Origin of the sequence: Streptomyces sp. NPDC059866 (assembly GCF_042731325.1) — a bacterium.
In the GTDB taxonomy this organism is placed as follows: domain Bacteria; phylum Actinomycetota; class Actinomycetes; order Streptomycetales; family Streptomycetaceae; genus Streptomyces; species Streptomyces flavusporus.
On the sequence record NZ_JBHWJT010000062.1, the window covers coordinates 1 to 24,828 of the forward strand.

At 70.0% G+C, this 24,828-nt stretch carries 23 protein-coding genes and 3 pseudogenes; 11 read left to right on the forward strand and 15 right to left on the reverse strand.

What is annotated here, in order from left to right:
- Positions 1-165 precede the first annotated feature (165 nt).
- The 9 genes from ACFV7R_RS43685 to ACFV7R_RS43725 all read right to left on the reverse strand — a co-directional run bounded on the left by ACFV7R_RS43685 (position 166) and on the right by ACFV7R_RS43725 (position 8,884).
- On the reverse strand, positions 166-2,052 hold the full coding sequence (locus ACFV7R_RS43685; RefSeq protein WP_385275348.1) for an ABC transporter ATP-binding protein: 1,887 nt from the start codon (positions 2,050-2,052) through the stop codon (positions 166-168).
- Positions 2,053-2,234: 182 nt separating this feature from the next.
- Positions 2,235-2,651: a lasso peptide biosynthesis B2 protein gene (locus ACFV7R_RS43690; RefSeq protein ID WP_385275351.1), complete on the reverse strand. Its 417-nt coding sequence runs from the start codon at positions 2,649-2,651 to the stop codon at positions 2,235-2,237.
- Positions 2,648-2,944 carry a PqqD family protein gene (locus tag ACFV7R_RS43695; RefSeq protein WP_385275354.1) on the reverse strand — a complete coding sequence of 99 codons (297 nt, stop codon included), beginning with the start codon at positions 2,942-2,944 and terminating at the stop codon, positions 2,648-2,650. The genes ACFV7R_RS43690 and ACFV7R_RS43695 overlap by 4 nt, the downstream gene beginning before the upstream one ends.
- Positions 2,938-4,683, reverse strand: a complete 1,746-nt coding sequence (locus ACFV7R_RS43700) for an asparagine synthase-related protein (protein WP_385275357.1) — start codon at positions 4,681-4,683, stop codon at positions 2,938-2,940. The genes ACFV7R_RS43695 and ACFV7R_RS43700 overlap by 7 nt, the downstream gene beginning before the upstream one ends.
- An 83-nt stretch (positions 4,684-4,766) precedes the next feature.
- Entirely contained in the window at positions 4,767-4,937 is a 171-nt protein-coding gene (locus tag ACFV7R_RS43705) for a hypothetical protein (RefSeq protein WP_385275360.1), read from the reverse strand.
- Between the two features lie 137 nt (positions 4,938-5,074).
- A complete protein-coding gene (locus ACFV7R_RS43710) occupies positions 5,075-6,262 on the reverse strand; it encodes a M20 family metallopeptidase (RefSeq protein ID WP_385275363.1) in 1,188 nt (395 codons plus the stop codon).
- A gap of 17 nt (positions 6,263-6,279) precedes the next feature.
- A complete protein-coding gene (locus ACFV7R_RS43715) occupies positions 6,280-7,059 on the reverse strand; it encodes an XRE family transcriptional regulator (RefSeq protein WP_385275366.1) in 780 nt (259 codons plus the stop codon).
- Between the two features lie 485 nt (positions 7,060-7,544).
- Positions 7,545-7,907: a hypothetical protein gene (locus ACFV7R_RS43720; RefSeq protein ID WP_385275369.1), complete on the reverse strand. Its 363-nt coding sequence runs from the start codon at positions 7,905-7,907 to the stop codon at positions 7,545-7,547.
- An 83-nt stretch (positions 7,908-7,990) separates the two neighbouring features.
- Positions 7,991-8,884, reverse strand: coding sequence for a tyrosine-type recombinase/integrase (locus tag ACFV7R_RS43725; protein ID WP_385275372.1), 894 nt, complete (start codon positions 8,882-8,884; stop codon positions 7,991-7,993).
- Between the two features lie 443 nt (positions 8,885-9,327).
- Here ACFV7R_RS43725 and ACFV7R_RS43730 point away from each other — a divergent pair, with 443 nt between their 5' ends.
- The gene (locus tag ACFV7R_RS43730; protein WP_385275374.1) at positions 9,328-10,704 is read left to right on the forward strand and encodes an IS1380 family transposase; all 1,377 of its coding nucleotides are present in this window, start codon (positions 9,328-9,330) and stop codon (positions 10,702-10,704) included.
- A 327-nt stretch (positions 10,705-11,031) separates the two neighbouring features.
- Here ACFV7R_RS43730 and ACFV7R_RS43735 read toward each other — a convergent pair whose 3' ends face one another.
- On the reverse strand, positions 11,032-12,144 hold the full coding sequence (locus ACFV7R_RS43735) for an ABC transporter substrate-binding protein (protein WP_385275377.1): 1,113 nt from the start codon (positions 12,142-12,144) through the stop codon (positions 11,032-11,034).
- A gap of 373 nt (positions 12,145-12,517) precedes the next feature.
- Between ACFV7R_RS43735 and ACFV7R_RS43740 the strand changes: the two are divergent.
- Positions 12,518-12,715, forward strand: a pseudogene (locus tag ACFV7R_RS43740) (HNH endonuclease); the annotation flags it as partial.
- A 323-nt stretch (positions 12,716-13,038) separates the two neighbouring features.
- On the opposite strand, the gene ACFV7R_RS43745 reads toward ACFV7R_RS43740, so the two are convergent.
- Positions 13,039-13,758, reverse strand: a complete 720-nt coding sequence (locus tag ACFV7R_RS43745) for an IS6 family transposase (RefSeq protein ID WP_385275380.1) — start codon at positions 13,756-13,758, stop codon at positions 13,039-13,041.
- 63 nt (positions 13,759-13,821) lie between these two features.
- Here ACFV7R_RS43745 and ACFV7R_RS43750 point away from each other — a divergent pair, with 63 nt between their 5' ends.
- The 4 genes from ACFV7R_RS43750 (at position 13,822) to ACFV7R_RS43765 (ending at position 15,867) form a co-directional block, all read left to right on the forward strand.
- Positions 13,822-13,944: a hypothetical protein gene (locus ACFV7R_RS43750; protein WP_385275383.1), complete on the forward strand. Its 123-nt coding sequence runs from the start codon at positions 13,822-13,824 to the stop codon at positions 13,942-13,944.
- Positions 13,945-14,021: 77 nt separating this feature from the next.
- Positions 14,022-14,345: a hypothetical protein gene (locus tag ACFV7R_RS43755; RefSeq protein ID WP_385275386.1), complete on the forward strand. Its 324-nt coding sequence runs from the start codon at positions 14,022-14,024 to the stop codon at positions 14,343-14,345.
- Positions 14,346-15,092: 747 nt separating this feature from the next.
- The gene (locus tag ACFV7R_RS43760) at positions 15,093-15,278 is read left to right on the forward strand and encodes a hypothetical protein (protein WP_385275388.1); all 186 of its coding nucleotides are present in this window, start codon (positions 15,093-15,095) and stop codon (positions 15,276-15,278) included.
- A gap of 88 nt (positions 15,279-15,366) precedes the next feature.
- Entirely contained in the window at positions 15,367-15,867 is a 501-nt protein-coding gene (locus tag ACFV7R_RS43765) for a lamin tail domain-containing protein (protein WP_385275391.1), read from the forward strand.
- 375 nt (positions 15,868-16,242) lie between these two features.
- On the opposite strand, the gene ACFV7R_RS43770 is transcribed toward ACFV7R_RS43765, so the two are convergent.
- Positions 16,243-16,803 carry a DUF6415 family natural product biosynthesis protein gene (locus ACFV7R_RS43770; RefSeq protein WP_385275395.1) on the reverse strand — a complete coding sequence of 187 codons (561 nt, stop codon included), beginning with the start codon at positions 16,801-16,803 and terminating at the stop codon, positions 16,243-16,245.
- A 230-nt stretch (positions 16,804-17,033) separates the two neighbouring features.
- Here ACFV7R_RS43770 and ACFV7R_RS43775 point away from each other — a divergent pair.
- The 3 genes and pseudogenes from ACFV7R_RS43775 to ACFV7R_RS43785 all read left to right on the forward strand — a co-directional run bounded on the left by ACFV7R_RS43775 (position 17,034) and on the right by ACFV7R_RS43785 (position 18,674).
- Positions 17,034-17,295 (forward strand): annotated as a pseudogene (locus tag ACFV7R_RS43775) (hypothetical protein).
- Positions 17,264-17,794 carry a DUF6879 family protein gene (locus ACFV7R_RS43780; protein WP_385275398.1) on the forward strand — a complete coding sequence of 177 codons (531 nt, stop codon included), beginning with the start codon at positions 17,264-17,266 and terminating at the stop codon, positions 17,792-17,794. The pseudogene ACFV7R_RS43775 and the gene ACFV7R_RS43780 overlap by 32 nt, the downstream one beginning before the upstream one ends.
- Positions 17,795-17,819: 25 nt before the next feature.
- On the forward strand, positions 17,820-18,674 hold the full coding sequence (locus ACFV7R_RS43785) for a helix-turn-helix domain-containing protein (RefSeq protein WP_385275401.1): 855 nt from the start codon (positions 17,820-17,822) through the stop codon (positions 18,672-18,674).
- 742 nt (positions 18,675-19,416) lie between these two features.
- On the opposite strand, the gene ACFV7R_RS43790 is transcribed toward ACFV7R_RS43785, so the two are convergent.
- The 3 genes from ACFV7R_RS43790 to ACFV7R_RS43800 all read right to left on the reverse strand — a co-directional run bounded on the left by ACFV7R_RS43790 (position 19,417) and on the right by ACFV7R_RS43800 (position 22,451).
- The gene (locus ACFV7R_RS43790; protein WP_385275404.1) at positions 19,417-20,340 is read right to left on the reverse strand and encodes an RNA polymerase sigma-70 factor; all 924 of its coding nucleotides are present in this window, start codon (positions 20,338-20,340) and stop codon (positions 19,417-19,419) included.
- 179 nt (positions 20,341-20,519) lie between these two features.
- On the reverse strand, positions 20,520-21,287 hold the full coding sequence (locus tag ACFV7R_RS43795) for an SDR family oxidoreductase (protein ID WP_385275407.1): 768 nt from the start codon (positions 21,285-21,287) through the stop codon (positions 20,520-20,522).
- A 222-nt stretch (positions 21,288-21,509) separates the two neighbouring features.
- Positions 21,510-22,451, reverse strand: a complete 942-nt coding sequence (locus tag ACFV7R_RS43800) for a hypothetical protein (protein ID WP_385275409.1) — start codon at positions 22,449-22,451, stop codon at positions 21,510-21,512.
- 446 nt (positions 22,452-22,897) lie between these two features.
- On the opposite strand from ACFV7R_RS43800, the pseudogene ACFV7R_RS43805 reads away from it, so the two are divergent.
- Together ACFV7R_RS43805 and ACFV7R_RS43810 are read left to right on the forward strand one after the other, a co-directional pair.
- Positions 22,898-24,123, forward strand: a pseudogene (locus tag ACFV7R_RS43805) (RNA-guided endonuclease InsQ/TnpB family protein).
- 49 nt (positions 24,124-24,172) lie between these two features.
- Positions 24,173-24,592, forward strand: a complete 420-nt coding sequence (locus ACFV7R_RS43810; RefSeq protein ID WP_385275412.1) for a GNAT family N-acetyltransferase — start codon at positions 24,173-24,175, stop codon at positions 24,590-24,592.
- Positions 24,593-24,828 lie beyond the last annotated feature (236 nt).

The window sequence follows — 24,828 nt, forward strand, 5'->3', positions numbered from 1 at the left end:
TCTCAACATGGACATGCCCGGCAGGCGCCCTGCGTGACGATCAGTACCACGATCGAGCGATCACGAACCGAGGAAGATCGGACTTAACGTCCACTGAGATGTCCGCGTTCGAACAACAGCCGCTCGATCTCGGCACCGTCTGCCAATCGAGGAAGTCAGTGATGATCAGTCCCTGTCCTCCTGCAACTTCAACATCTCGAAGAAGCCACCGGCCTGGTCGATCAGTTCGTCATACGTACCCATCTCGGAGACACGGCCCTGGTCGAGGACGATGATCCGGTCGGCGAGGCGAGCGTTGGCCAGGCGATGGGTGATGAAGACCGTGGCCCGTCCGGCGGCGAGGGCCTTGAGCCGGGTGTAGATGCGGTGTTCGGCGCGGGCGTCAAGCGCGGCGGTCGGCTCGTCCATCACCAGGACGGGGGCGTCGCGGTGGAAGGCACGGGCGACCGCGATGCGCTGCCACTGCCCGCCGGACAGGTCGTGTCCGCCCCACCAGGAGCGGGCAAGCGAGGTGTCCAGCCCGTGGGGCAGCGCGGCGATGACGCTGTCGGCACCGGCCGCCTCGACGGCGGCGTGCACGGCGGCGTCGCCGTCGGGGCGGGGCTGACCGAGGGTGATGTTCTCGCGGGCGGCCAGCGGCCAGCGGGTGTAATCCTGCGGCACGAGCGCCACCTTGGACAGCACCCCGGCCGGGTCGGCATCTGCCAGGTCCACCCCGTCCCAGCGCACCGAGCCCTCGGTGGGGAGGTACAGCCCCGTCAGCACGCGGGCGAGGGTGCTCTTGCCAGCGCCGTTCTCGCCCACCAGGGCGATGACTTCGCCGCGCTTGAGGCCGAGGGTGATGCCGTCCAGTGCGGGGCGGTCGGCTCCAGGGTAGGTGAAGGAAACGTCCGTGGCGGTGATCACCCGCGGCCCGTCCTCGGGGAGTTGGGTCGAGCCGCGGCGGGTCGTCCACGGCTTGGCCACGGCCAGAAAGCGCGCCCAGTCGTCCAGCGACAGCGAGGTGCGGAACAGCCGGGCCCCCGCCCGGACCGTGGTGGCCAGCGCGGCCCCGGAGGTCCGCACCGCCAAGGCGGCGGTCCCCGCGACCGCGAGCTCCATCCGGCCCGTGGCCACCAGGAGCACGAGCACGCCCCAGGTCGCGGCGGTGCCGACGGCAGTAAGCGCGTCACCGATGCCCTGCACGACCAGGGCCTGCCTCGTGGCCTTGAGCTGCTCGGCCTCCAGGCGGCCGGAGACGATGCGGTACTGCCGGATCAGGAAGCCGGCCATGGTGCCCGCGCGGACCTCCTCGGCGGTGTTCCGCTCGGTGGTGTAGGAGCGGAACACGTTGCGCAGCCGGGAGTCGGCGAGATTGCGATGATGGGCGGCGTGTTCGATCCGCGCTCCCCGTACCGCGCCCCACGCGCACGGGACAACGGACAGGACCAGCAGGGGCAGCATCACCGGGTGCAGGACGGTGACCACCGTCGCCGCGGCGGCCAGCTGCGCGGCGGCGGAGGTCAGCAGCTGGGCGTCGAGGATGAGGTCGCCGGTCTTCTCCGCCCCGTCGGAGGCAGCGGCATGGGCGTCCTCGAAATCCGGATCCTCGTAGGCCACCAGCTCGGCGGCCGTCGCCGCGGTGATGACCTCCAGGTCGGCTTCCCGTACGGCCTTCGGCGCGAGCCGGGCGGCGGCCGCGCGTGCGGAGGCGTCCAGCAGGTAGCGGCCGCACGCGGCAAGGGCGAGCACGACCACGGCGGTCAGGTTCTCGCCGAGCCCGGTGGCAAGGTCGGGGCCGGTGAAGACGGCTGCCAGGACGCGGGTGGTGGCCGCCAGCGCGGTCGCGGTGAGCGCGGCGGCGCCGATCTGGCAGGTAAGCAGGGCCAGGACGGCGCGGCGGTCGGTGTGCCAGCCGAGCCGGGCGGCCTGGGCGAGGGTGCGGGGCAGGCGGCGCGCTATCGCCCGCGTGGACAGGCTGACGCTCGCCTCGAAGTGCCGGTCGGAGGCCAGACGCATCACGGGCGGCTGGCCCGCGGCGGCGACGGGCGGGGAGGATACGGAAGAACTCACGCGCCCCATGAAGAGACCGAACCAGACGGCCGAGCAACAGGGTTGTTCCGCATACCCCGCATCGGTGCTGGTCGCCTCGCCACCCGTCAGCAACACCCCCAGGTTTTCACTCGATCGAGTGAGCCCGTGGTCCGGGGCGGGGAGGTTCGGGCCGGCCCCGGACCACGGCAGCCCAGGAGCCGCTACGGCACGGCGAGGACCGGCATCCACGGTCGGTCGACGGTGTCGCCGGTGTCCCGGCCGACCGCGCCCTCGGGGACGTCGGCCCAGGCGTGCGCGGCGTCGGGGAGGAAGCGGGCGCCGAGCACCCAGCGGGAGCGGCGGCCGGTGAGGGCGGTCGCGATGACGGTGGCGAGACTGATCTCCATGCAGGCGATCCGGCCCGGCCACCAGGAAGGGATCACCGCCAGCACTGCCGTGTAGAGGGCGTCGAGGCGGGCAAGGCGCGCGTACGGCAGGCCGCGCAGCATCCGGACAGTTGCGATCTGCCAGCGCAGGGGCAGCCGACTCATGGTCAGGGAGAGGGCGAGCGCAACGGCGGCCACCAGGCGGTCGCGCCTTGGGGCGGTGGGCCGGGCGGAGGGGACCATGACCGTCATCGACGCCACCACCTTCGGTGTACTCGCCGCGGCCGGTCGGTGTCGACGAGCACGCCAGCGACCACCAGCTTGTCGACGAACGCGTCGATCTGGCCGCCGACGGTCTGTGGGTCCTGGCCGGTGGGGAGGGCGATCTCGTCGGCGAGCCCGGCCGTGCCGCCGCGGACGGTGACGGCGTGCCAGATCTTCGAGGCGTCCGGATCGAGCATCAGCCACGCCCCGCGCCGGACGTCGAGCACCGCCGTGCCGGACGGGCCCGTGGCGTGGTGGACGTGAGGGGCAGGGGTCAGCACGCTGCCACATCCCTCCTGGCTGTCTGACCGGTCAGCCACCAGCACGTCACGATCAGCTGGTGCAGGTCGGCGATCACTGTGGCGCTCTGACCCCGGGCCGCCTGTGCGAGTGCGGCACGCACGGCCGCGGGGTCGATCAGCCCGCCGGCCGCGAGCGGACTCGACGCGATCAGTTCGTCGAGCCGGTCCCGGTGCCGGGCGAGTCCGGCGATGCGCTGGGCGGTGAACGAGCCCTTCGAGCGGCGAGTGGTCAGCCAGTCCGGGAGCTGCGGCAGCGCGGCCCGCAGCAGCGGCTTGTAGGTGACCAGCCCTCGCCGGGCGAGGGCCGGGACGGCGAACGCGGCGCGGACGACCTGGTTGTCCAGGTACGGGTACACAGGCGTCACGCCGAGCGCCTCGGCGTACGGGGCCCAGCCGCGGGCGGAGGTGCCCACCGATCGCAGGGCGGCCCACTGGTCGAACTCGTCTGCCAGCTCCGGCTGCCGGTCTCGGGCAGCCTGCCGCAGCAGCGCGGCGACCTGGTGGCGGCCTTTGGCCGTGAGCCAGGACGCGCCGGCGCCGAGGCGGCACCACGACCAGCCGGCCACGGCGGTCTCCGGCGTGATGGGCCCGCGTTCCAGGGCCTCGGCAGCACGTTCAAGGGAGCCGCTCCGGCCCAGTTCAGCGGCCTGTTTGAGGGCCTTCCAGTACGGGCCCGGGGCGGTGTTGCGCAGCCGGGTGAACGCCACGACCTGGCGGTGGGCCTCACGCCGTCGGCCGTCCTGGAGGAGGCGGACCCAGCAGGAGCTGGAGGCGTCCAGCACGATGTCACCGCCGTGCCCGGTCAGGTGCAGCGGCAGCCCTCGCACGGGGTGCAGATACGCGGTGTCCATGGCGTACATCGCCGCCTCCAGAACCGGCTCGGTGCCGGTCGGCTGTCCGGACGCGAAGCCGAAGGGCAGCTGCTCGTCGGCCCCGGTGGCGACCGTGTGCGCGATCCCCGTGTGCTCGGCGACGCGGGCGGCGAAGGCCATGTCCTCGCCGCTGGTGTAGCCGTCGGTGTAGGTGACCGCGTGCACGGTTCCGGCGTCGGCCGCGAGCACGACGGCCGCCGAGGAGTCCAGCCCGCCGGACAGGTCCGCCCCCACCACGCCGCCGGCGGCGTGGACGCGGAGCTGGACGGCGTCGGTGAGCGCACGCCCGAACCGCTCGGCGCCTTCGCGGAGCTCGTCCACGGGCTCGACGTCGGTGATGTCGACGAGCTGCGGCGGTGCCGCGGGCGTGAGCAGCAGCCCGAATCCGCCGGGCATCATGCGGATCTGCTCGTACGGGCTGCGGTGCGGCCAGTGATGCTCACCCGTCGTCAGCCGGGCCGCCAGCCACGGCAGGTCCGCAACGAGGGGACGCCCCAGCAGGCCGGGCTCGGTCGCCCACGGCGTTCCCTCCTCGCCGCGCGCGTAGTAGACGGCCCGGATGCCGGCCAGGTCACCGCACACGAACCGATGCCGCCCGTCGTCCGCGACCACCCAGTACGAGCCCGGCCACCGGGTGAGCTCGTCCCACCGGCCTACCCGCACGGCCGGGAGCGCGGCGCGGAGGTCCTGGTCTGCGGCCGGGCAGTCGCCCACGACCGCGAGCGCGACCGGCCCTTCGACGGCCATGCGCACTCGCGCGGCCGGGGCCCGGCGGATACCGGCGAGCCCGTCGATCGTCAATCCGTCCACGGCGGCAGTGCCGCCGCTCATCCACTCCCGTTCCATCTGTTCGTCTCCCCTGTGACGCGCCCGGGGGCCGGCCGTCATAGCGGCCGGCCCCCGGGGTGCTCGGTGGTGTCCTGGGCTTGTCAGCCCTCGAAGTAGTTGGACTTGTCTGAGTCGTTGAACGATTGGCGGCCCAGGGTGAGAGTCGCCACCGGGTGGGTGCTGACCTGCGGCGTGAAGCCGCCGGTGTTCGGCGCCGCGGCGGACGTGTTCGCGGTGGCGGGCTGGGTGGTGACGATGGTCTGCTCGGCCATGACCGGCCTCCCTTGTCTTGGTGGATGTGGAGGTGGTGCTGCCTCTATGTCACCGCGAGACAAGATCTGTTCCCAGAGACGGAGTTGGGCACTTGCTGGGAGTGGATCTGGGAGAAATCTGGGACGGGCCTGGGACGTCAGCTCTCAAGGAGCTCGAGGACAGCACGCTGGTAGACGGCGTACACCGTGGGCAGTTCGGCGAGGTGGGCGCGCTCGTCGATGCCGTGCAGCCCCTTGTACGGCACGCCGAAGCCGGCGGTGGCCGGGATGCCCTGCCCGGCGAGCAGGTTGCCGATGTTCGACGGACCCGCGGTCTTCGAGCGGACCCTGAGCCCTGCTTCGGTGGCGGCATGCAGCAGGGCGGCGGCGGGCTGCTCGTTCTCGGCGAGGCGGAAGGGTGGCCACGCGGCGATCGGGGTGATCTCGGTGGGTGCCGGGGCGGGCAGCTCCGCGTCGAGCTCGGCGACGGCCTTGCGGACGAGCGTCTCGGCGTCGTGGCCGTCGAAGGTCGGCGTGGTGCGGATGTCGACGTTGAGGTCGCACCGGTCGGGGGTGACCGAGAAGCCCTGGCCGCCGTGGAAGGACGTGACCGACAGCTTCGGCGGCAGCGGGAATCCCGAGGCCGCGGCGGCACCGGGCAGTTCGGCGGCGTCCAGGAGCCTGACGAGATGGGCGGCACGGGAGATCGCTCCCACCACGTTCTTGCTGGAGCCGGAGTGCCCGGAGGGGGCATGCACGGCGATGGTGGCCCGCCACAGGCCCCGGCCGCCGACCACGACCTCCTCCATGCCGGGGTAGCCGATCATCACCCCGGCGGGGCGGGCCGCATGCGGGTCGGCGAGGTAGGCGCGGGCGCCGCCGAAGCCGCCGGTGTGCTCGTCGACGTCCAACAGCACGGCGAGTCCGCCATACAGGGTCTCGGCGCGGGGCACGAGGTCGGCAGCGATGTGGCAGAACATCGCTGCGGCGAGCTTGGAATCCGCAGCCCCGCGGCCGAGCAGCCAGCCGTCCACCACATCCCCGGAGGCGGGCGGGAAGGACCAGGCGGTCTCGTCACCGTACGGGGCGGTGTCCACGCACGCGTCCAGCGTCCACCACTTCCCCGGACGGCCTCCGGGGATCTCCACCAGCAGCCCCACCAGCTCACCGGCGCCGTCGTGCAGATGACGGTGCGGCAGGCCGCGCGCGGCGAGCCAGTCCTCCAGCACACCCAGGACAGGCCCGCAGTCGTCGATCCCGCCCCGGCTCGGCCGCCGGATCAGATCCTGGGCCAGCTCCACCACGGACGCCGCACGGCCCTCGGCCTGCTGAAGGTCCTCGCTCACGCTTCTCCCTCGCCCCTTTAGTTGTGCCGTACCGGCAGTGCGCGGACGGCCTCGATCGTCTCCACCGGCCGCGCGGACGCGCACGCCTCCCGCCCATGGTGGACCAGACCCACCGCTGCCTCGCGACTGAGTAAGACGCCGCAGTCGAACCCCTCCGCCCCATGGAACGACGGCAGCGGCACCACCGCGGCGGTCTCGGACGCCACGAAGAAGCGCTCCAGTGCCTCGGTCGGCTCCACCATCCCGATGTGCAGCGTCTTGACGCCGTTGCGGCGCGCGGCCGGATCGCGCAGCTCCAGCAGCCGCGTCAGGTGGTCGGCGAGCGCCCGGTGCCGGGGTGGCCCGTACAGCACCCGGTAGTGGACCAGGTCGGGGCGCTGGGCCACGGCCGTCTCGATCGCCGCCAGATATGCCTTCTCCCGCGACCGGCTACCGGTAACCACCAGCTGCTCCCGAGCTCCCGCGACGACATCGACCATCGTCTCGACCAAGTCCGTCCACCGGGCGAGCACCTTGACCACCACAGCCGTCCCAGAGAACTCCAGCACGCTCGTGGCCGCGCCGTCCTGGTGCGCAAACAGTACTTCGGGCCGCTCACGGTACAGCTGGCAGAGCCCAGCCCGGTTCCGCTTGCCCGTACGGCGCCGCCCGGACTCCCACGCACTCATCAGGCTCGCGTCCGCAGCCCCGCCGGTGATCGCATTCAGCGCGTCGGCGGCCTCCTCCAGCGTCATGTTCCGCGCTACCCGGGCCCGCTTGAGCGCCGAGTCCGTGCTGCTGGCCGCGGCCACGGACACCGCCCCCTCTCCATCCACCGCCGTGTACCCGCATCTTCCCCGCCTGCTGGCGGTTCAGCAGGCCCGCCAACCAGCCCTTCTCTGGGGCCGTAAACCGTCGTACGCGACGCCCACCGCGATGCCTGTCTGGGCGTGAACCGTGCCTTACATGCCTGCACAAACTTCGAGCCTGCGACCGGTAGTTGTGCTTGACAGATGCAGATAAGGCCCGACGAACCGCTGTAATGGTGAGCGCGGACGAAGGCCTTCGCCGTGTGGACCAGCTCGTTCGGCATCTCGCGGACGCGGTAGCGGGGCGGGGGCCGAATCCGCCTTCACTGGTCGGCCTCCAACTGTGCCGACAGGGCTTCCACCGCTGGCAGACGGCGCCGAGATCGAGCGGCGGCTGTTCATACGCAGACATCACAAGGGTCCTCTCAGAGCGGTGAGTTGGTGAGCTGCGCCGGTCCGGAGTTGCCGCCCGGACCGGCACGGCCGGCGAGTGGTCAGGTCGTGGCGGGGAGCATCAGCTGACGAGGGGCGTGCAGTACGTCCAGGACGCGTTCACGCCAGCGCATCGCCCAGTGCACGCAGTTGGAGCAGCTCTTGTGCTTGCCCTCGCACCGGGGCAGCGGGTCGGACCAGCGGGCGTCGCGCGACCACGCGAGGGAGTCGGCGGAGGCCAGGTACTCGGCGCACGTTTCGAGCGCCTGGGTCTTCAGGCCGAAGCCGTGCAGGCGCAGGCCGGCGGCGGCCGCGGTGGCGAGCACGGCCTCGACGTCCTTGACCGACTTGCGGCGGCAGACGGAGCCGCCCCCCACCAGCGGATTGTCCGCCAGCCGTACGCCGCGCTTGTCGTACAGGTCCAAGCAGGCTTCGTAGCCGGCCGGGCGCCTCGGCCATCAGGTCGACAGAGTTGCCTACGATGCGGTCGACGCCATCCGCGGACGGGTCAAGCGGTAGACGTCACTGCCGGCATTCCGTCACTCCGGCGTTCCCCATTTCGTCGGTGAGCCCGGAAGAGACGCAGGTGTAGATCGCGGTGGTCGTGACCGACCTGCTGCTGGACGAACAGCGGGTCGTGGCCGTCCTCGATCAGGTGGGTGATGTAGGACCTGCGCAGTGAGTGGAACTCCAGCGCGGGGTCCAGGCCGAGCGCGTCCCGGTAGGCGGCGAAGCGGGAGTCCAGCCGCTGGAGCCCGATCCGCGGGCCTCGCTCGGACGGCCAGAGGGCCCGGCTGGTCGAATGCCGCATCCCGGGCCGCACCGCGCTGATCCATTCATCGATGGTGCCGGGTGTCCAGTGCCAGACGGTCAGCACGCTGCGGCGCTTCGGTGGCGACCCCTTCTTGGCCTTGCCGTAGCGGACCAGTGGGGTGCCGTACTCGTCGAACTCCCGCCCCTCCGGGTTGCGGCCGAAGTCGGTGAGATTCAGTATCCGGGTCTCGTTGCGGCGCAGGCCGTAGGCGTACGCCACCTTGAACAAGGTGGCGTCTCGGAAGGCCGGCAACCAGCCCTTGCGGCCCTTGCCGCGGACACGCAGCACCTCCTCGTCGGCGTGGTCCAAGAACGCTTCCAGCTCGGGCTGGGTGAACGCTCGGCGTTCTGGCTCGCCCTCGGCTTCGTCGGCGTGCGTCGCGGCGTTCCAGTCGTAGACCACTTGGACCGGGTGTGTGCCGAAGTGCCGCAGGCACTCGTCGGTCCAGCCGTAGGCCGGGGTGGTCAGGAAGTCGCAGAACGGGCGGACGGAGCCCTGGTAGTTGCGCAGGGTGGAGCGGACGCATCCGTGCACGGCCCGCAGATCGGCGGACCATTCGACATGTTGCGGCGTCCACTGCCACGGCATCGCATCGGCGTGCCGGGTGAAGGCCCGGACGGCGCGTTCCTGGTCATCGACGTATCCCGGCGAGAGATTCCGGGGCTCATCTCGGACGGCACCTGCCGCACCTGCCTACGCTACAGCCGCGCGGCCCTGGCGCTGCTCCTGGTCAACTGCTTGTCACCGTCGAGTTCGGCGTGGTCGGTGTCGTCCGGGACGACTCGTCGACGAAGCCGCCGCCCACCTTGACAGCCATGCCCAGCGCCCCGCCCCCGTCCGACGCCCCGAGGTCGACAGCGGCAGCGCGTCCGCAGGCACCAGCGCGGCTTCGTTGGCGGAGCCGTCTAACCTCGCGCTTTCACGAAGCGGACTGTCCGATGCTTGATCGAAAACGCGGGAAGTGCTCCTGACCTGCAACGATAGGACTTGCTGAGGGTCCTGTTGGCTGCGAGGAAAGAAGCACTTCCCAGGTGAAGAAGCGTATCGGGTCGTACCCGCATGTCCGTGTCGAGGGCGGCAGCCGCGGGGTGGTCTCCCAGGCCGGGTCCGTGCTGCTGGTGGAAACGATCCGCAAGACCGGCCTTGACCAGGCGATATCCGCCGCGCTCGCCCCGTGGCGCAAACAGCGGGCCGTCCACGACCCGGGGAAGGTCCTCCTGGACGTCGCCCTCGCGGTCGCGCTGGGCGGGGACTGCCTGGCCGACGTTGGCATGCTGCGGGCGGAACCGGCCGTGTTCGGGCCGGTGGCCTCCGACCCGACGGTGTCCCGGCTGGTCGACACGCCGGCAGCGGGCGGGAAGCAGGTTCTGGCCGCGCTCCGCACGGCCCGGGCCGAAGTACGCGAAGGTGTCTGGAAGTTGGCCGGTGATGCGGCGCCGGACGCGGGCGGGCAGGTGATCGTGGACATCGACGGGGTCCTCATCCTGGCGCACTCCGAGAAGCAGGACGCCACCGCGACCTGGAAGAAGACCTTCGGCCACCACCCGCTGATGGGGTTCGTCGACCACGGCCGGGGCGGGTCCGGCGAGCCGGTGGCGGGCCTGCTGCGGCCCGGCAACGCGGGCTCCAACACCGCGAGTGATCACATCGAAGCCACGACGCTGGCCCTGGCCCAGCTGCCAAAACGGCTCCGGCGAGGACGGCAGACCCTGATCCGCACCGACTCCGGCGGCGGCACCCACGAGTTCGTCGCCTGGCTCGCCCGGCGCGGGCGGTGGCTGTCGTACTCGGTCGGCATGACCATCACCGACGCCCTCCACCAAGCCGTCCTGAAGGTCCCTGCCTCAGCCTGGACGCCGGCCGTCGAACCCGACGGCGACATCCGCGACGGCGCCTGGGTGGCCGAACTCGCCAGCGACTGCCTGACCGGCTGGCCCAAGGGGCTGCGGCTGATCGTGCGCAAGGAACGCCCGCACCCCGGTGCCCAGTTGCGCTTCACCGACGCCGACGGCATGCGGCTGACCTGCTTCGCCACCAACACCATCCACGCGCCGATCGCCGAACTGGAACTACGCCACCGCCAGCGGGCCTGGGCCGAGGACCGCATCCGCGCCGCCCGCGCCACCGGCCTGCGCAACCTCCCCCTCCACGACGCCGCGCAGAACCAGATCTGGCTGGAGATCGTCCAGATCGCGCTCGGCCTGCTCGCCTGGATGCCCCTGCTCGCGTTGACCGGTAAAGCCCGGCTCTGGGAACCCCGCCGCCTGCGGCTCCGCCTGTTCTCCACCGCCGCCCAGCTCGTCACCACCGGCCGCCGCCGCTACCTCCGCCTCGCGGCGCACTGGCCCTGGAACCACGTGATCACCAATGCCCTGGACCGGCTCCACGCCCTGCCGAACCCCGGCTGACCAGCACCTCCCCGCCCCTGCGAACAGCACCACCATCCGGAGACGTGGAACCCGGCGCCCACCCGACGCGACAGCCGGGCCACCAGCCTGCCCACCTGCAGAAATCTCCGCCCCTGAGCGAGCCGAAAGGGTCCGTCAGCAAGCTGACGGACCCTCATGCAAGATCGAGGCTAGGGCATCCACTATCGGTCCCACCGCGACGACCCGAACTGGCCTCAGTTTGGGGGACGTTCGGGGGCACTGAGGGTGGTGGCGAGGTGAAGTGCCTGCCCTGGGGCTTGCGGTGGGAAGTCCGACAGATCTGGGCAGTCGGACCTCCGTGCTCTCTCAGCTGGCGTGAAGGATCCGGAAGCGATCGGGTTCCGCAGGATCTCGATCAACGACTTGGATTGGCGGCCGAGCCCATTGCCAAACGCTGATGCTCGGCGTGCGGGAGAACTGGATTTGCCCGCGGGTGCCTTCGACTGCAACGCGCGGCCAGGATTCGGCGATACGCGCCCGGTCCGCGCCGTGAGAACGCAGTACATCGGCGAGGACGGCGACCGTGTCGTAGCCCTCGAAGGCGACGAAGGAGGGCGCTTCGGCCAGCCGCTCGCGGAGGGCCGTCTCGACTCGTGCACCGAGTGGGCTGAGGCGCTCGGGCAGGTAGCGCAAGAACGGGATCGCTGCGCTGTCGTCGCCCAGCAACGTCGCCCATTCGGCGAACTCCGGCTGCCCGGCCGGAGCACCAATCATGATCTCGGCGAGCCGCTGGTCGCCGCGGACGGACTTGACGATCGGCACTGCCGGCTCCGGGTGGCCGACCAGCAGAAGGAGGGCCGTCGCGCGACTGTCGACGAGTGCGTCGCACACGGCCGCGGAGGTGAGCGCGCGCATGTCGAGTTCGGTGACGGTGCCGCCGCGTGCAGCGAGGTAGTCGCGCAGAATGCGGGTCCCGGTTGCCCAGTAGACACTCGGCTGGGCTGCTACGGCGATGCGACGGTGGCCCGCGCTGAGGAGGAAGTCCGCGTAGATCTGCCAGCCGCGGGACTGCGGCGGGGAGAGGCGCGCGACCCATTCCGTTGGCTGTTCGGTGAGCGCGTCGAGAACCGCTGACGAGCAGAGGAACGGCAGGCCGAGGGCGTCGGCCCTGGCGGCAGCGGCGCGAGCGACGACGCTGTGATACTCCCCCGCCAACGCGGCCACGCCCAGGCCGGCCAATTCATCCACGGCCGCCGCGGCCCTTTGTGGATCAGCCGCAGTGTCTCGGACCACAAGCTCCAGTGGTCTTCCGCCGATCCCGCCTGCCTCATTGACTTCGCCAACCGCCAACTCGAGCCCCGCGAGCAAGTGTTGGCCTGCCTCGACCCAGCCGGGCCGGGTCAGCGGAACGAGAGCGCCGATCCGGACGGACGATCCTTCAGCCCGCTCCGACCCAGGTAGCGATGGTGGCGTATTCATGCGTAGGCGTCTCCCGCTCCCGTATGACGATTCGTTTGCAGTTAGCCCAGGTCGCCGAGCGGCAAGGCCCGGTGGTGCGTGTTCAACTCATCTCGCCGAGGCGGGCGCACCTGAGTGATCATGCCGGACATTGCATCCACCACCATCGTCAACAGGCAACCGATTATCTACGCCGCCCGCCGACGCCCTCGGTCTTCTGCCGGGCTCGCTCCGCGGATGAGGCCGAACCCATCCCACCGCGTATGTGCCGAACTCAACGAGAAGACTCCTCGGCTTCCAATCTCCCGAACCCGCTCGCCAGAAGCCGTCCAACGGCTACCTCGCGTGCGGGTTCTTGCCTTCAGTCATCCGAGATTCCGCGAACCCGCGCGTTTCGAACCGCAGCAAGGCCGACCAGGACCCTGCCGAGTGGCTGCCGCTCGCCGCCGACGTGCACTGCCGCTACGCCGCGGAATGGGTGGGCACCAAACTCCGGTGGGGCCTGGCCGCCGACGACACGGAACTGGCCGCGCTGCACGACATCGCGCTGGGCTGCCCGCTGCAGACCGTGACGTACGAGCCTGCCCCGTAGCTGGCACGCCAGCCCCCGCCGCGTCGCTACGACGGGGGCCCCTACGCGCCGTTGCCCGCCAGAAGGATTCAGCGCAGCCATACCGGGCGGGGCTCACCAGTGGACAGACCCGGCCGGAAGAAGACATCCCGTAGTCGCGGGCGAACCGGTCAGCCTCGGCCACCGACGCCCCCGGCCGCCGCATGGAGAGAGAAGGCGTACGCGGCCGACTCGATCTGTTCGGGGATCAGGCACAGGCGCCAGCGGGGCGTTGTCACGTTGTTGAGGGTGTGAGGTGTCTGAGGTCGCGTCAGCGCGGGTCGGGCCGGGTGGCAGTCCCGGGGTCAGGCCCTGGTGGGCTGGCCGACGACGCCGGTGGTCCGGTCCCAGAGGGTGAAGCGGATGGTCATCTCGAGGCGGTGTCCGGGGGCGGTCATCAGGCGGCGTGAGGGTCGGAAGGGGGGTGAGATGCCGCTGAAGGCGGACAGGCACCGTTGGGCTGCGCCGGCGCTGCAAAATCCCTTCCTCGCGCGTTCGCGCTGCCGGGTGGGCTGGTGGGAGTTCCCGGCCCGGTGGTTCAGGCCCTTGTGGGAGCGGTGCCCGACCGAGGGCATCACCTCGCGGTGGGCGGCACCGCAGGACCGGAGCTTGTCGGTCACGATCACGCGGGGCACCGACCGGGTCTTCTTCATCAGTCTCCGGAAGAAACGCCTGGCCGCATCCTTGTCGCGACGGCTCTGGACCAGGATGTCCAGGACGTTGCCGTCCTGGTCCACCGCGCGCCACAGGTACTTCCGCTTGCCGTTGATCTTGACGAAGACCTCGTCCAGATGCCATTCATCGCCTGGCCTGGGGCGGCGTCGGCACAGCGCGTCGGCGTAGGACCGCCCGAATTTCCGGCACCACCGGCGGACCGTCTCATAGGAGACGACGACGCCGCGCTCGAGCATCAGCTCCTCGACCCCGCGGAAGCTGAGCGGGAACCGGAAGTACAGCCACACGCAGTGGGAGATGATCCCCACCGGGTACCGGTGGCCCTGGTACGACGGCCGCGTGCCCGCCATACACGACCCCCTCCCGAGGGTTATCAACTTGGAGACCACCTCACACCGTTAGCCAACGTAACAGTGCCCCTGGAGAAGCTCGGTCAGGACGACAAGGGCTCCTACCGGCTGTCGGAGGTCGAGGAGCAGGCCCTCGCCCCGCACGGGGGCGAGGACGCCGACGCCACCGACGACGCGGACGCCTGAACTGCACGCGGACGACGGCCGGGCACCGGCGGTGCCCGGCCCCCGCAACCACCAGTCAAGACCGCAGGGAGTCCGTCATGTCCAACTCCGGCTCTGCTGAGTCCGCACAGCCGATCAAGGGAGATCAGCCGCTCACCCTCGACGTCCTGCGCCGCCTGGTCGGCAACGACTGGGCCCGCCTTCCGGGCAAGACCCTGGTCGTCCTGTCCCGGGATGCCGAGGGCAACCTCTACTCGCCGTTCAGCACTTACGCGATCGGCCGCTACGCGCCCGTCTACGAGCAGACCGGCGCGGTCTACCCGCTGGAGAGCGAACTCGCGCGAGCCCCCGAACTGCGAGGCCTGTTCCCGCAGGTCCCCGACAACGCTGTCGCCGCCCTGGTGCTGTACCCGCTCGGCTGACCGACGTGTACCCGGTGGGCGCCGCGCATCCGGCGCCCACCCCCGGCCCGCCGTCCGGCGGCCGGTTTCCTCCACCGGGCGACGAGACGCCCGACCCAACCCACGAAAGCAGAAAGGGGACACACCTATGCCCACCCTTGCCGAGATCCGCGCCTTCGTCGGCGGACTGTCCGAGGTCGGAACCCTGGTCGCAGTCCAGGAGGCGGCCGCCGCCCGCCTGGTCGAACTCGACGCCGCCGCCCGCCCGGTCATCTTCCCGGGCCGCATCGGGCGGATCAACACCACGATCACCCCGGCCTGCCTACGCCGCCTGACCGGCACCGTCGGACAGCCCAACAAGACGGGCAGCCGCTTCGACTTCGTGCTGGACGAGGACTCCACCGAGCAGCTGCAACTCCCCCGAAGGGACCGTGACTTCCATGAGCCCAGCGATACCCGTGCGCTGCCACACCCGGCCGCTGGCCGGCGGACTGGTCGTGCCCTGGGTCTCCCTGATCCACAACGGACACGCCGCATTCGGCAGCCTCGACGCCGACCGCGCCCGCCGCGCCTTCCTGAACCGCCTGTGCCAGATCTGCGGCCAGCCCCTTCAGGAGCGGTTCTTCGTCATCCTCCGCCCCGCCGACCAGAGGCAGACGCCTGCGCGCGGGCCAATCGCGGCGCCATCTTCCACTCGGCAACCCACGACGGTCTGCCGTGCGTGGAGGTCGACGGCGTCGTGGTGTTCACCTACCTCGGCCCGTCCGGGTGTCTGTCCACCTCGACAGCGCCGCGGATTGGCTCGTCCGGCCCGACGGCACGGTACCGCTGCGGGTCAAGGTCGAAGACACGGTCGTGCTCGACGACAGCGGGGAAGAAGGCGCTCCACGACCGCCCCTGCTGGACGAGTTGCTGAACGTGGCCGACGAGGGGCAGAAGATCGCACACAAATGATCAGCTCAGATCACTTCCGTTCGCCGTACAACCGCGCGGCGCGCTCGTGGGTCCTTCACACGTCAGTCACAACTGCCGAAGGATCCACATGACCCGCAGACTCGCCGCCACCGCCGTCGCTGCCGCCATCACGGCAGGCACCCTGGCGGCCGTCGCCGCCCCGGCTCAGGCCGCCGAGTACTCCTCAGCACTCAAGATCCGCGGAGCCCAGTACGACGCCCCCGGCCGGGACTCCAACAACTGCTCCACCGGCAACACCGACGAGGAATACCTGACCATCAAGAACTACTCGTCCACGGCGACCATCAACCTCAAGGGCTACGTCGTCAAGGACGCCGCCGGCAACCGCTTCGCCTTCACCGCCAACCACTACCTCCAGCCCGGCGACTACGTGAAGCTCCGCGGTGGTAACGGCACCGACTCCGACAGCAACAACGTCGTCTACCGCGACAACTGCAACTTCATGTGGAACAACGACAAGGACACGATCTACCTGTACAAGCCGTCCGGCAACCGCGCAGACGTCCACGCCTACACCAAGAGCGCGAACGACCCTGACGGCAACGGCTACATCAAGTTCCACAGCTGAGCCAAGGCCAGGTAGGCGCCCGCTGGCACTAGTGCTGGGTGCGGACCTGACCTACACGCCAGGGCTCCGGTCGACCCCGACCGGGGCCTTCGGCTTGGGCACCGCACGCGCCATCCACCGATTGTCAGTGTCGCTGGAGGAGCAGCTGGCTGTGAGGCCGGCGAGTAGCAGGCAGGCGGCGGCTGTGCGGGTACGCATGGTTCCACCCAGTGGTGCGGATGTGCGGCAGCATCATGCGCCTTGCGGAGGTACTGCAAGGTCTGTGTGGCCGTTCCGTGACTCGGGCCGGCATAGAAGAGCCCCGGCCGGGATGCACCCACCGGCCGGGGCTCTGGTGGCCGCCCGCCCCCAACGGGGATGGGGACGGGCGGGATCTCACCGGTGCAGGGGTACCGTCGCGGCACCTCCGCGCCGCGCCTGCCGCCATTCCTCGTACAGCCGGGCGCCCACCTCGCACGGAACGTTGGCGTTCTCGCCGGCCTCGTTCACAGTCATGCAGGTCCGGCAGGAAGCACAGTGCTCACCGAGACGTCGGAGCGCCGCTTGCACAGCCGTCTCGCGCCCGCCGCCGAGGTTCTCGAAGTGGTCGACGAGGGCGTTCACCGAGCGTGCGAGACGCTGCGCGTGTGCGATACCGGCAGGCAGCGTGCGGCCAGGCTCAAGACCCAGGCGCATCCGGGCCTCGCCGATGCACGCCAGTGCGCACGCGCGAGGGATGTCGTCCTCGGGCAGCTTGGCCGCCACCGTCGCCACTTCCGGGATCGCCAGCATGATGTGCCCGCGCAGCTGCAAGGTGAGCGTCTCCAGCTCTTTGGGGCTGGGCAGTTCGGCGTCCTCGGCGAACAGACGGCGCGCACTGGCCCGCATCACCGTGACGTCCAGCGGACGCCGGTCTTCGGCTTCGGACCTGGGCGGCCGGGTTGTAGCTTGGCTCATGTCGGCGCTCCTTGGCGGCGTCGGCCACACCCCGGGAGGCCTCACCCTCGCCGGGGTTTCGTCGTACCGCCCGACGCTAGGAGCGTGATGTGCAGCACCGCCATGAATGTGCAGATCTGTGCGCACTACTGAACACGCGGGAGTGGTGGCGCAACAGACCCCCTTGACCAAGGCCTCCGACGCGGCGACGGTGGCGCACAGTCCTGCACATCTGATTGATGGAGGCTGCGGTGTCGCTAACGTTCATCGGAATCGACCCGAACAGGGGACCACGAGAGTCCCACGGTGTGGGTCGACGAGGAGAGGCAAGAGCTTGTCCTGCAGGGGTGGAAGCCGAGCCCCGAAGTCGAGGCGGAGGTGGCCGCGTTCGAGGTGCCGGGACACGCGGTGGGCGTCCCCGACAACGAGGCAGTGGTTCGTATCCCGGCGAGGATGGTCCCGATGGTCAGGGAGGCGTGCGATGCCGTCGAACGTGCCGCCCGCGTTCACTGACCTGCTGTCCAGCGCCACGCGTTCAGCTGTCCATCTCGAGATGCGCGACTCCTACGCCGTCGACTACGAACAAGGGCCGTTCGCCGAGTGGCGCAGGGGCTTTCGGTATGATCCCGCCGACCGGGCGTCCTGGTGGCGGCCTTGGCTGGACCTTGTCCAGCAGACGGTGTCCCGAGGCGTCGTGATCCGGCGGGCCCGGATCGTGTCCGAGCCGGTCAGCGAATACACCCGCTTCCTGTACGACGGCACGTTCACCAACATCGCCGCCGGCGAGCAGGTGCGCTGGCTGCCCCGACGACGCGCCTCGGACATCGCGCTGCCGGGCAACGACTTCTGGCTCTTCGACGACCGTGTCGTCCGCTGGAACCACTTCACGGGCACCGGCGCTTCGGCCGGCGGTGAGGTCTGCGACGACCCGGCCGCGGCGAAGCTGTGCGCGGAGGCCTTCGAGGCTGTCTGGGTGCGAGCCATCCCGCACGACCAGTACGAGATCCACTGACGGCACGCACCGGACAGGCCAGCTCATGCCCATCTCTCCGTCCTCGTCGGCCCAGGCTGCACGAGAGGTCGTAGCCCAGCGACTGCGCGAGGTGCGCAAGGGCGCCGGGCTGACGGTCACTGATCTGGCCGGCCGGTGCGGCTGGCACCACGCCAAGACCTCCCGCATCGAGAACGCGCGCACGGCCCCGACCGCCACGGACATCCGCCTGTGGTGCCGCGCCTGCGACGCCTCGGACCAGGTCGACGACCTGATCGCCCAGTCGCTGCACGCGGAGTCCATGTACACGGAATGGCGCACCCAGGTACGCAACGGCCTCAAGGCCTTGCAGGACAGCGCCGTGCAGTTCTTCCACGAGACCCAGCTGTTCAGGGTCTACTCCTCCTCCCTGGTGCCTGGCCTGCTCCAGACGGAGGGGTACGCGGCCGGCGTCCTCGGGCTCAGCGCCAGCTTCCGCGACCTCCCTGTCGACGACAGCCCGGAGGCCGCGCGGGCCCGTGTCGACCGCTCGCGGGTCATCCACGAGCCGGGGCACAAGTTCGTGTTCGTCGTGGAAGAGGCGGCGCTGCGCTACCAGGTCTGCGACGCGGACGCGATGGCGGCACAGCTCGGCTACCTCCTCACCGCCGGGGCGCTGCCGCAGGTGTCGCTCGGCATCATCCCCATGGCCGCGCAGCAGCGGTCACAGTGGCCGCGGGAGACCTTCCACGTGTACGACGACAGCCTCGTCTCCGTCGAACTGGTCTCGGCCCGCGTGAAGATCGCTCAGCCGTCCGAGATCCGCCTGTACCTCAAGGCGTTCGAGCAGCTGCGGAGCATGGCCGTGTACGGGGCCGAGGCGTGGGCCCTCATCGTGAAGGCCATCGACGCGCTGCACTGACCCTGGACATGGAGAAAGGCCCCCTGCGCGGTCGTGAGGACCATGCAGGGGACGCCCTGCTGGATGCGTTGCTGAACGCGGCCGACGACGGGGCAGAGGGAAGCGGTCCGCGCGGCGGCCCTGGCCGCCGGCGTCCTGTGACACTGCCCGGCCTGCCGGTGGGACAACCCGGATGCGGCCGCCTGCTGCGAGGACCCCGGCCCCTGCCGAACACCCCAGCCCGCTGGGGGCTACCGACGAAATGCAGCTCGTGAGGTGACGGAATGGGCGGAGAGGGTCAAGGGGTCGTACGGCCGCCGCGCGTTCGTCGGCGCTCGCGTCGTGCCGGGTTCCCAGGTTGGGAACGCGGGATCTGCTCGGGAATCTTGGGTCGCTCCTGAAAGGTGAACTCGGTGGCCAGCTGAGCCGAAGCGCGATAGTTGTCACCATGAGCCGCTGGTGGGTCCGTCGATGTGCGACTATTTGAGATAGTGGCACCTGATCGAGGCGACTGACACCGACGGCCGTCGAGTACCAAACGCGCGCTCGGTCAACTCGGGTGACCAGCGAGGACGCCCTGAGTGTCGGTGGCAACCGGTTCGAGCTTCCCGGGCAGGTGTCAACCCAGATGGCCTCTTGGTGCCGACCATCGCGGCCAACCCGTACAGGGGACGAGGTCAGCCCGGGCAACTCCGTTACGCCGACCCGCCGGTGTCGGCCTGGGCCCCTGCATCCCAGCCCTGGAGCGCGATCGACTCTTCGGTCAATCTTTGGTCCGGTGTGCCTGGTTCGCCTCGCGGAGAGCCACCCAGGCGTCCGCTACGGGACCGACGTGCCCGAGCTTATCGGGGTTGTTCACCGTGTGGATCGTCTGGATCTGCCCGTCGAGTACATCGAGCGCCCAGGTGCTGAGGACCTGGCCGTCCCGGTCGCGGAAGATCGCGCCCGGCTGGCCGTTCACCTGCTGCGGCTCCACGACACCACCGCCCCTGATAACCAGCGGCACGAACGCCGCGAGCACCCGGACCACGTGCCCGGCACCGAGGACGACCGGCTTGATTTGCGGGGCCTTGCCGCCACTGTCGCCGATCATCTGAACGTCGGCGGCCAGCAGCTCGGCCAGCCCGTCGACATCCCCTTCCCGAAAGGCGTCAAAGAACCGTTCGACGAGTTTCTCGCGCTCCTTCCGGTCGGCCTTGAACCGGGCCCGGCCCGCGTCCATGTGACGGCGCGCCCGCACCGCGAGCTGGTGGCACGCCGCCTCCGATCGCCCCACGGCCGATGCGATCTCCGGGAAGCCGAAGGCGAACACCTCCCGCAACACGAAGACCGCGCGCTCGAGCGGGGTGAGCCTCTCCAGCAGGAGCAGGGCCGCCATCGACAGCGAGTCCGCCAGCTCCGCCGACCGCGCCGGATCCTCGTACGGGTCGGTCAGCAGCGGTTCGGGGAGCCACGGCCCGACATACTCCTCCCGCCGGACGCGGGCCGAGCGCAGCACGTCGATCGAGATCCGGGTGACCACGGTCGACAGGAACGCCTTGGCCGACCCTGGCTGGGTGGAGGTGGCCTGGTAGCGCAGCCAGGTCTCCTGGACCGCGTCCTCGGCCTCGCTCACACTGCCCAGGATCCGGTAGGCGATCGAGAACAGCAGCGGCCGCAGGTCCTGGAACTCTTCGGTCTTCGTCATGCTGGCTCCTCCTTGAATCTCTGCCGCCACGAGGGGTGGCGCGGCTCCCAGTGGGAGAAGCCGGGCCCCTCGGCCATCAATTACCACTGACTGTTGTGTGGCCTGGCAGCAGGGCGGGGCACCTGCGGATCCGCTATGGCGCCGTGGCCCGTGGAACGCGCCGCTGTCCAGGGCCACCGTCACCAGGGCACCGAGCCCTCCTCACTGAAGAATCCGGCGGTCGGGCCGTCCGCGCCGAGCGTGGCCAGGCGCACCACTACTGCGGCGCCCTGCGCGACCGTAAGGAATCCGGTGTGGTTGTTGCTGTCCGTGTCGACGAAGCCGGGGGCGACTGCGTTGACGAGGATGCCGTCCTTCCTAAGCTCATTGGCGTACTGCACGGTCAGCGCGGTCAGCGCGCTCTTGGATGGCGAATACGCCGCCGACGGCAGCAGTGCCGCAAGGGGGCCGTCCGGATCGCTGGTGAGACTCAACGACGCGGCATGACTGCTGACGTTGACGACGCGTGGCGCCGGTGACCGCCGCAGCAGCGGCAGCATGGCGTTGGTCACCGCGATCACTCCGAAGACGTTGGTCTCGAACACCGCCCGGACCATGTCCAAGTCGACAGAGCTGGGGACTTGATCGTGGGCCTCTTCGGGCGAGACCTGCCCGGAGCCAGTGATGCCGGCGTTGTTGATCAGCACGTCGAGGTAGCCGAATCGCTCCTCAACCTGCTTCGCGGCCTCCTGGACGGTGGCCTGGTCGGTGACGTCCAAGGTGACCGCGTGCGCGTCGCCGCCGGCCGCGCGCACCGCCGCAGCGGATTCCTCGCCGCGCCGCGGGTCTCTGGCGCCGATCAGGACCGCCATGCCCAGCGCAGCGAGTTGCTCGGCAACCCCACGACCGATCCCCTTGTTCGCCCCGGTAACCAGCGCGACCTTCTGATGTGTCGTCTCCTCGCTCATGACCAGCTCCTTGTTGTCGAGGTGGGTTCTTCTCAGAACCTGTCGTCGCAACCTGAGACGAGACAGCCCGGCCGTCTCTGACACGCGGACACAATCAACTGTTCGCGGTCGAGGCGCTCTGGCCAGAGTCAGGCAGGACGGTCTACTCGCCTTCGCGGTTCATGAAGCAGAAACCGGTGACAGAAAGGCTGCAAAATGGCCGTTAGTGACAAGCGGAATTCCTCATTGGTGACAACCAGCTTGCTTCACGAGGCCCAAACCGCCAGCTCGCCCCGTCCGGAAGGTGACAACTATCGTGCTTCGGCTCACCAGCGCCAGGGCTCGGCGGGCCTCATCGGTAGGGGTGGAGGGCTGATTGCGCTGGCGAGCGTGGCCGTGGACGGCTCGGACGAAGCTCTCGACCCACCCGGTGAATCGTGCACGCTTGGCCGGGTCGTCGCGGTCGTCGATGGTCTCGGCGATCTCGCCGAGCCAGTACGTCGCCCAGCTGTCCAGGACGATGCCGTCGCGATGCTCCAGGAGCAGCCGGCCGATCTGCTGGGCGACGGAGAAGCGCCGCTCCTGCACGAACAGCAGGGCCCGCTCTTCGGCGACTGCGCGCTCCTCGTGGTCACGAGCGACCTCGGGCGTACGGCGCTGGCCGGGTTCACGGACCTGCTCGGCCTTCAGCCGCCGTGCCTTCTGGTACGCGCCCTGCTTGGAGGTCACGCACAGTGCTTCGGTGAAGTGGTCCCAGGGCACGCCGGCGGCCCGGCCGTCCTCGATCGCCTTCAACTGCCTGGTGTCAGCCTGCTCGCGCAGGTACTGCCACAACTTCACGCGCAACACCGCAGCCTCGCCCACCACGTTGACCAGGCTGTCCTTCGGCTGCTTCAACTTGCCAGCCCACGTCTGCGCGTGGTCCAGCACGAGAAACAGCTCTTCCGACGCCGGGAACCGCTCGAACTCCGGATCCCCGCCCAACTCGTGCAACTCCCGCAGCCGATTCACGATCCGACCGGTCTTGATCTCCCCCAGCCGGATCGGCGGGCGCTTCTGACGGGGCCTCCCGGGAGCCTTCGAGGTCTTCCTCACCACACTCGAAGTCTTCTCCACCAGCCGGTTCCCAATCTGGGAACCGGCCGTGACCACCCATACCGACGACACCGGCGTACCGCGGTTCACCGGGAAACTCCGCACTCCTTCACGGGACGCCCACGCCCCGGAGGCCACGTTTCAGCAGGTCAGCGAATTCCGTCGGTTGCCGGTACCGACGTGGTGATCCGCACCTACGGCCCGGGCCAGGTCCCCGCCGATGATCGACGTGGTGAGCGATATCTGGGCCGACGCGCACCCCGAGCTCGTTGACAACCCCGGTGCAGAGACGGCCGGTCTGTCGGTGCCAGCGCTCCACCGCCAGATCACCGGCCACCTTAAGTGGCAGGGCTTCACCTGGAACCTCCGAGGAGGCCCCGGGCTTCAGGCCGGGGAGGAATCGGACTGCTGCGGAGCGGGGCAGGAGGAGGGGTTTCGCCCCCTGGGCGGAAGACCGTCCACCCCGTGCCGGGGTGTGCCGGCCCACCGTGATCAACAGCTCTCGACTGTCAGTCCTCCCCGGTAGGTTCAGGGTCATGACGACGGACACCACGGACGGGCAGGAGACCGCGCACGCGCGGTACACCTTCCGCCTGCGCGTGTGTGCCGGCGCCCGTGCCGCACTGGAGGCGGAATGGGCGCGCTGCCGCTGGATCTGGAACGAATGCGTCGCGAAGTCCAAGGCCATCCACCTGCACAACAAGGCCACGGGCGGCACGGAGACGTGCGGTCCGGCCCGGCTCGACAAGATGCTGACGCGGGCCGCACGACCACGCCGTGGCCGGCCGAGGGCGCGAGCGTTCCCCAGCAGCAGCTCATACGCGACTTCGGCAGATCCCGCGCCAAAGCCTTGAAGGACATCAAGGACCGGCTCCCTCAGCGGCAGCGGGCCGGGATGCCGAAGTACAGGAAGAAGCGCGAGGCGCGGCCGACGCTGAACTACACCAGGCGGGGCTTCCGCCTCAAGGACGGCCTGCTGCACCTCGCGGGCGGGATCGTGCTGCGGGTGGTGTGGTCGCGTGAGCTGCCCGAGGAACCGTCGTCCTCGGTGCGCGTGTACCAGGACGCCACCGGGGCGTGGTACTGCTCGTTCGTCGTTCCGGCCGTGACCAGGACGCTGCCCGAAACGGGACGTGTGATCGGTATCGACTGGGGCGTCAAGGAGATCGCCACCACCACATCCGACGCGCACGACCTTCCCCACCCGCGGCACGGCAAGAACGCGGCCGAGAAGCTTGCCCGCTACCAGCGCATGATGGCCCGGCGCCGACCGGCGAAGGGACAGGCGGCCTCGAAGGGCTACCGGGAGGCGAAGCGGCAGGCCGCCAAGCTGCACGAGAAGGTGGCCCGGCAGCGGGAGGACACCGCCCGCAAGTGGGCCAAGAGCGTTGCCCGCGACCATGATGCTATGGCGGTGGAGGACTTCCGGCCGCGCTTCCTCGCGAAGTCGACCATGGCCCGCAAGGCGGCTGACGCCTCGATCGGCGCGGCGAAACGGGCGCTGGGGGAGATGGCCCGTAAGCACGGCCGGATCGTGCACCTGGTCAACCCCGCGCACACCACCATGGACTGTGCCCAGTGCGGAGCGAGAACCAAGCACGCACTCCCTCTTCCGGAGAGAACGTATGCCTGCACCGTGTGCGGAGCCGTCTCGCCCAGGGACAAGAACTCCGCCCGCGTGATGCTGGTCCGGGCTGGTCTCAACCCGGCTGATGCTGAGGGTGTAAGACCTGACCGCACGCCGTGCGGCCAGGCAGCCTGAGTCAGGAATCTCCTTCCTGAGCGCAAGCGAAGGGAGGAGAGGATTCAAGATGGTGGTCGCCTACGCGGGCGGCACGGCCGTCGGGTTCGGCTACGCCTTCCCGTGCGATGCGGCGTACTGGTTCGGCGCGGGCCTGGTCGACCAGGTGCCCGAAGGGGCGCGCACGGAGCGGCTGATGGGCCTGTGCGAGCTGACGGTCCGCCCGCCGTGGCAGTCGCAGGGCATCGGCACGCGCCTGCACGTAGCGCTGCTCAAGGCCGTCAACCCCCGCTGGTCCAGTCTGCTCGCCCTGCCCTCCAACCACCGTGGCCAGGACCTCTACGCACGGCTCGGCTACCAGTACGCCGGGCCGTACCGCAACGAACCCGGGGGGCCGGAGTTCGACCTGCTGCTCCTGCGGGTCCCGGCCGAGAACGCTTCCTGCGATCAATATCCCGGCGATCGTCCCGGCGGAGGTTCAAGGTGTTAGGCGCTGGGCTGCTGGTGTTCCGGAGGCGCGGGGTGGACCTCTAGCCATTCGCGCGGGTTGATCGGTGATGTCTCGTCGGGGCCGTCCTCGTATCTGGGGTCGGTCCGTCGCATCCGCATGTAGGGGTGTGGAACTGCGGCGGCTGAAGTGTGCTCAAGCGTGTTCTGGTGAGCGAGAGTGAGTGCGAGCAGTCGTTGCCGTGACCCGCGTGTCCGCCAGAGCGGCTCGGGGTGCGA

Bases quoted from the DNA above. Each gene is read 5' to 3' on its own strand.
- ACFV7R_RS43690 (WP_385275351.1), bottom strand. From the start codon at position 2,651: ATGACGGTCATGGTCCCCTCCGCCCGGCCCACCGCCCCAAGGCGCGAC.
- ACFV7R_RS43700 (WP_385275357.1), bottom strand. From the start codon at position 4,683: ATGGAACGGGAGTGGATGAGCGGCGGCACTGCCGCCGTGGACGGATTG.
- ACFV7R_RS43705 (WP_385275360.1), bottom strand. From the start codon at position 4,937: ATGGCCGAGCAGACCATCGTCACCACCCAGCCCGCCACCGCGAACACG.
- ACFV7R_RS43725 (WP_385275372.1), bottom strand. From the start codon at position 8,884: ATGCCGTGGCAGTGGACGCCGCAACATGTCGAATGGTCCGCCGATCTG.
- ACFV7R_RS43735 (WP_385275377.1), bottom strand. From the start codon at position 12,144: ATGAATACGCCACCATCGCTACCTGGGTCGGAGCGGGCTGAAGGATCG.
- ACFV7R_RS43745 (WP_385275380.1), bottom strand. From the start codon at position 13,758: ATGGCGGGCACGCGGCCGTCGTACCAGGGCCACCGGTACCCGGTGGGG.
- ACFV7R_RS43755 (WP_385275386.1), top strand. From the start codon at position 14,022: ATGTCCAACTCCGGCTCTGCTGAGTCCGCACAGCCGATCAAGGGAGAT.
- ACFV7R_RS43765 (WP_385275391.1), top strand. From the start codon at position 15,367: ATGACCCGCAGACTCGCCGCCACCGCCGTCGCTGCCGCCATCACGGCA.
- ACFV7R_RS43770 (WP_385275395.1), bottom strand. From the start codon at position 16,803: ATGAGCCAAGCTACAACCCGGCCGCCCAGGTCCGAAGCCGAAGACCGG.
- ACFV7R_RS43780 (WP_385275398.1), top strand. From the start codon at position 17,264: ATGCCGTCGAACGTGCCGCCCGCGTTCACTGACCTGCTGTCCAGCGCC.
- ACFV7R_RS43785 (WP_385275401.1), top strand. From the start codon at position 17,820: ATGCCCATCTCTCCGTCCTCGTCGGCCCAGGCTGCACGAGAGGTCGTA.
- ACFV7R_RS43790 (WP_385275404.1), bottom strand. From the start codon at position 20,340: ATGACGAAGACCGAAGAGTTCCAGGACCTGCGGCCGCTGCTGTTCTCG.
- ACFV7R_RS43795 (WP_385275407.1), bottom strand. From the start codon at position 21,287: ATGAGCGAGGAGACGACACATCAGAAGGTCGCGCTGGTTACCGGGGCG.
- ACFV7R_RS43810 (WP_385275412.1), top strand. From the start codon at position 24,173: ATGGTGGTCGCCTACGCGGGCGGCACGGCCGTCGGGTTCGGCTACGCC.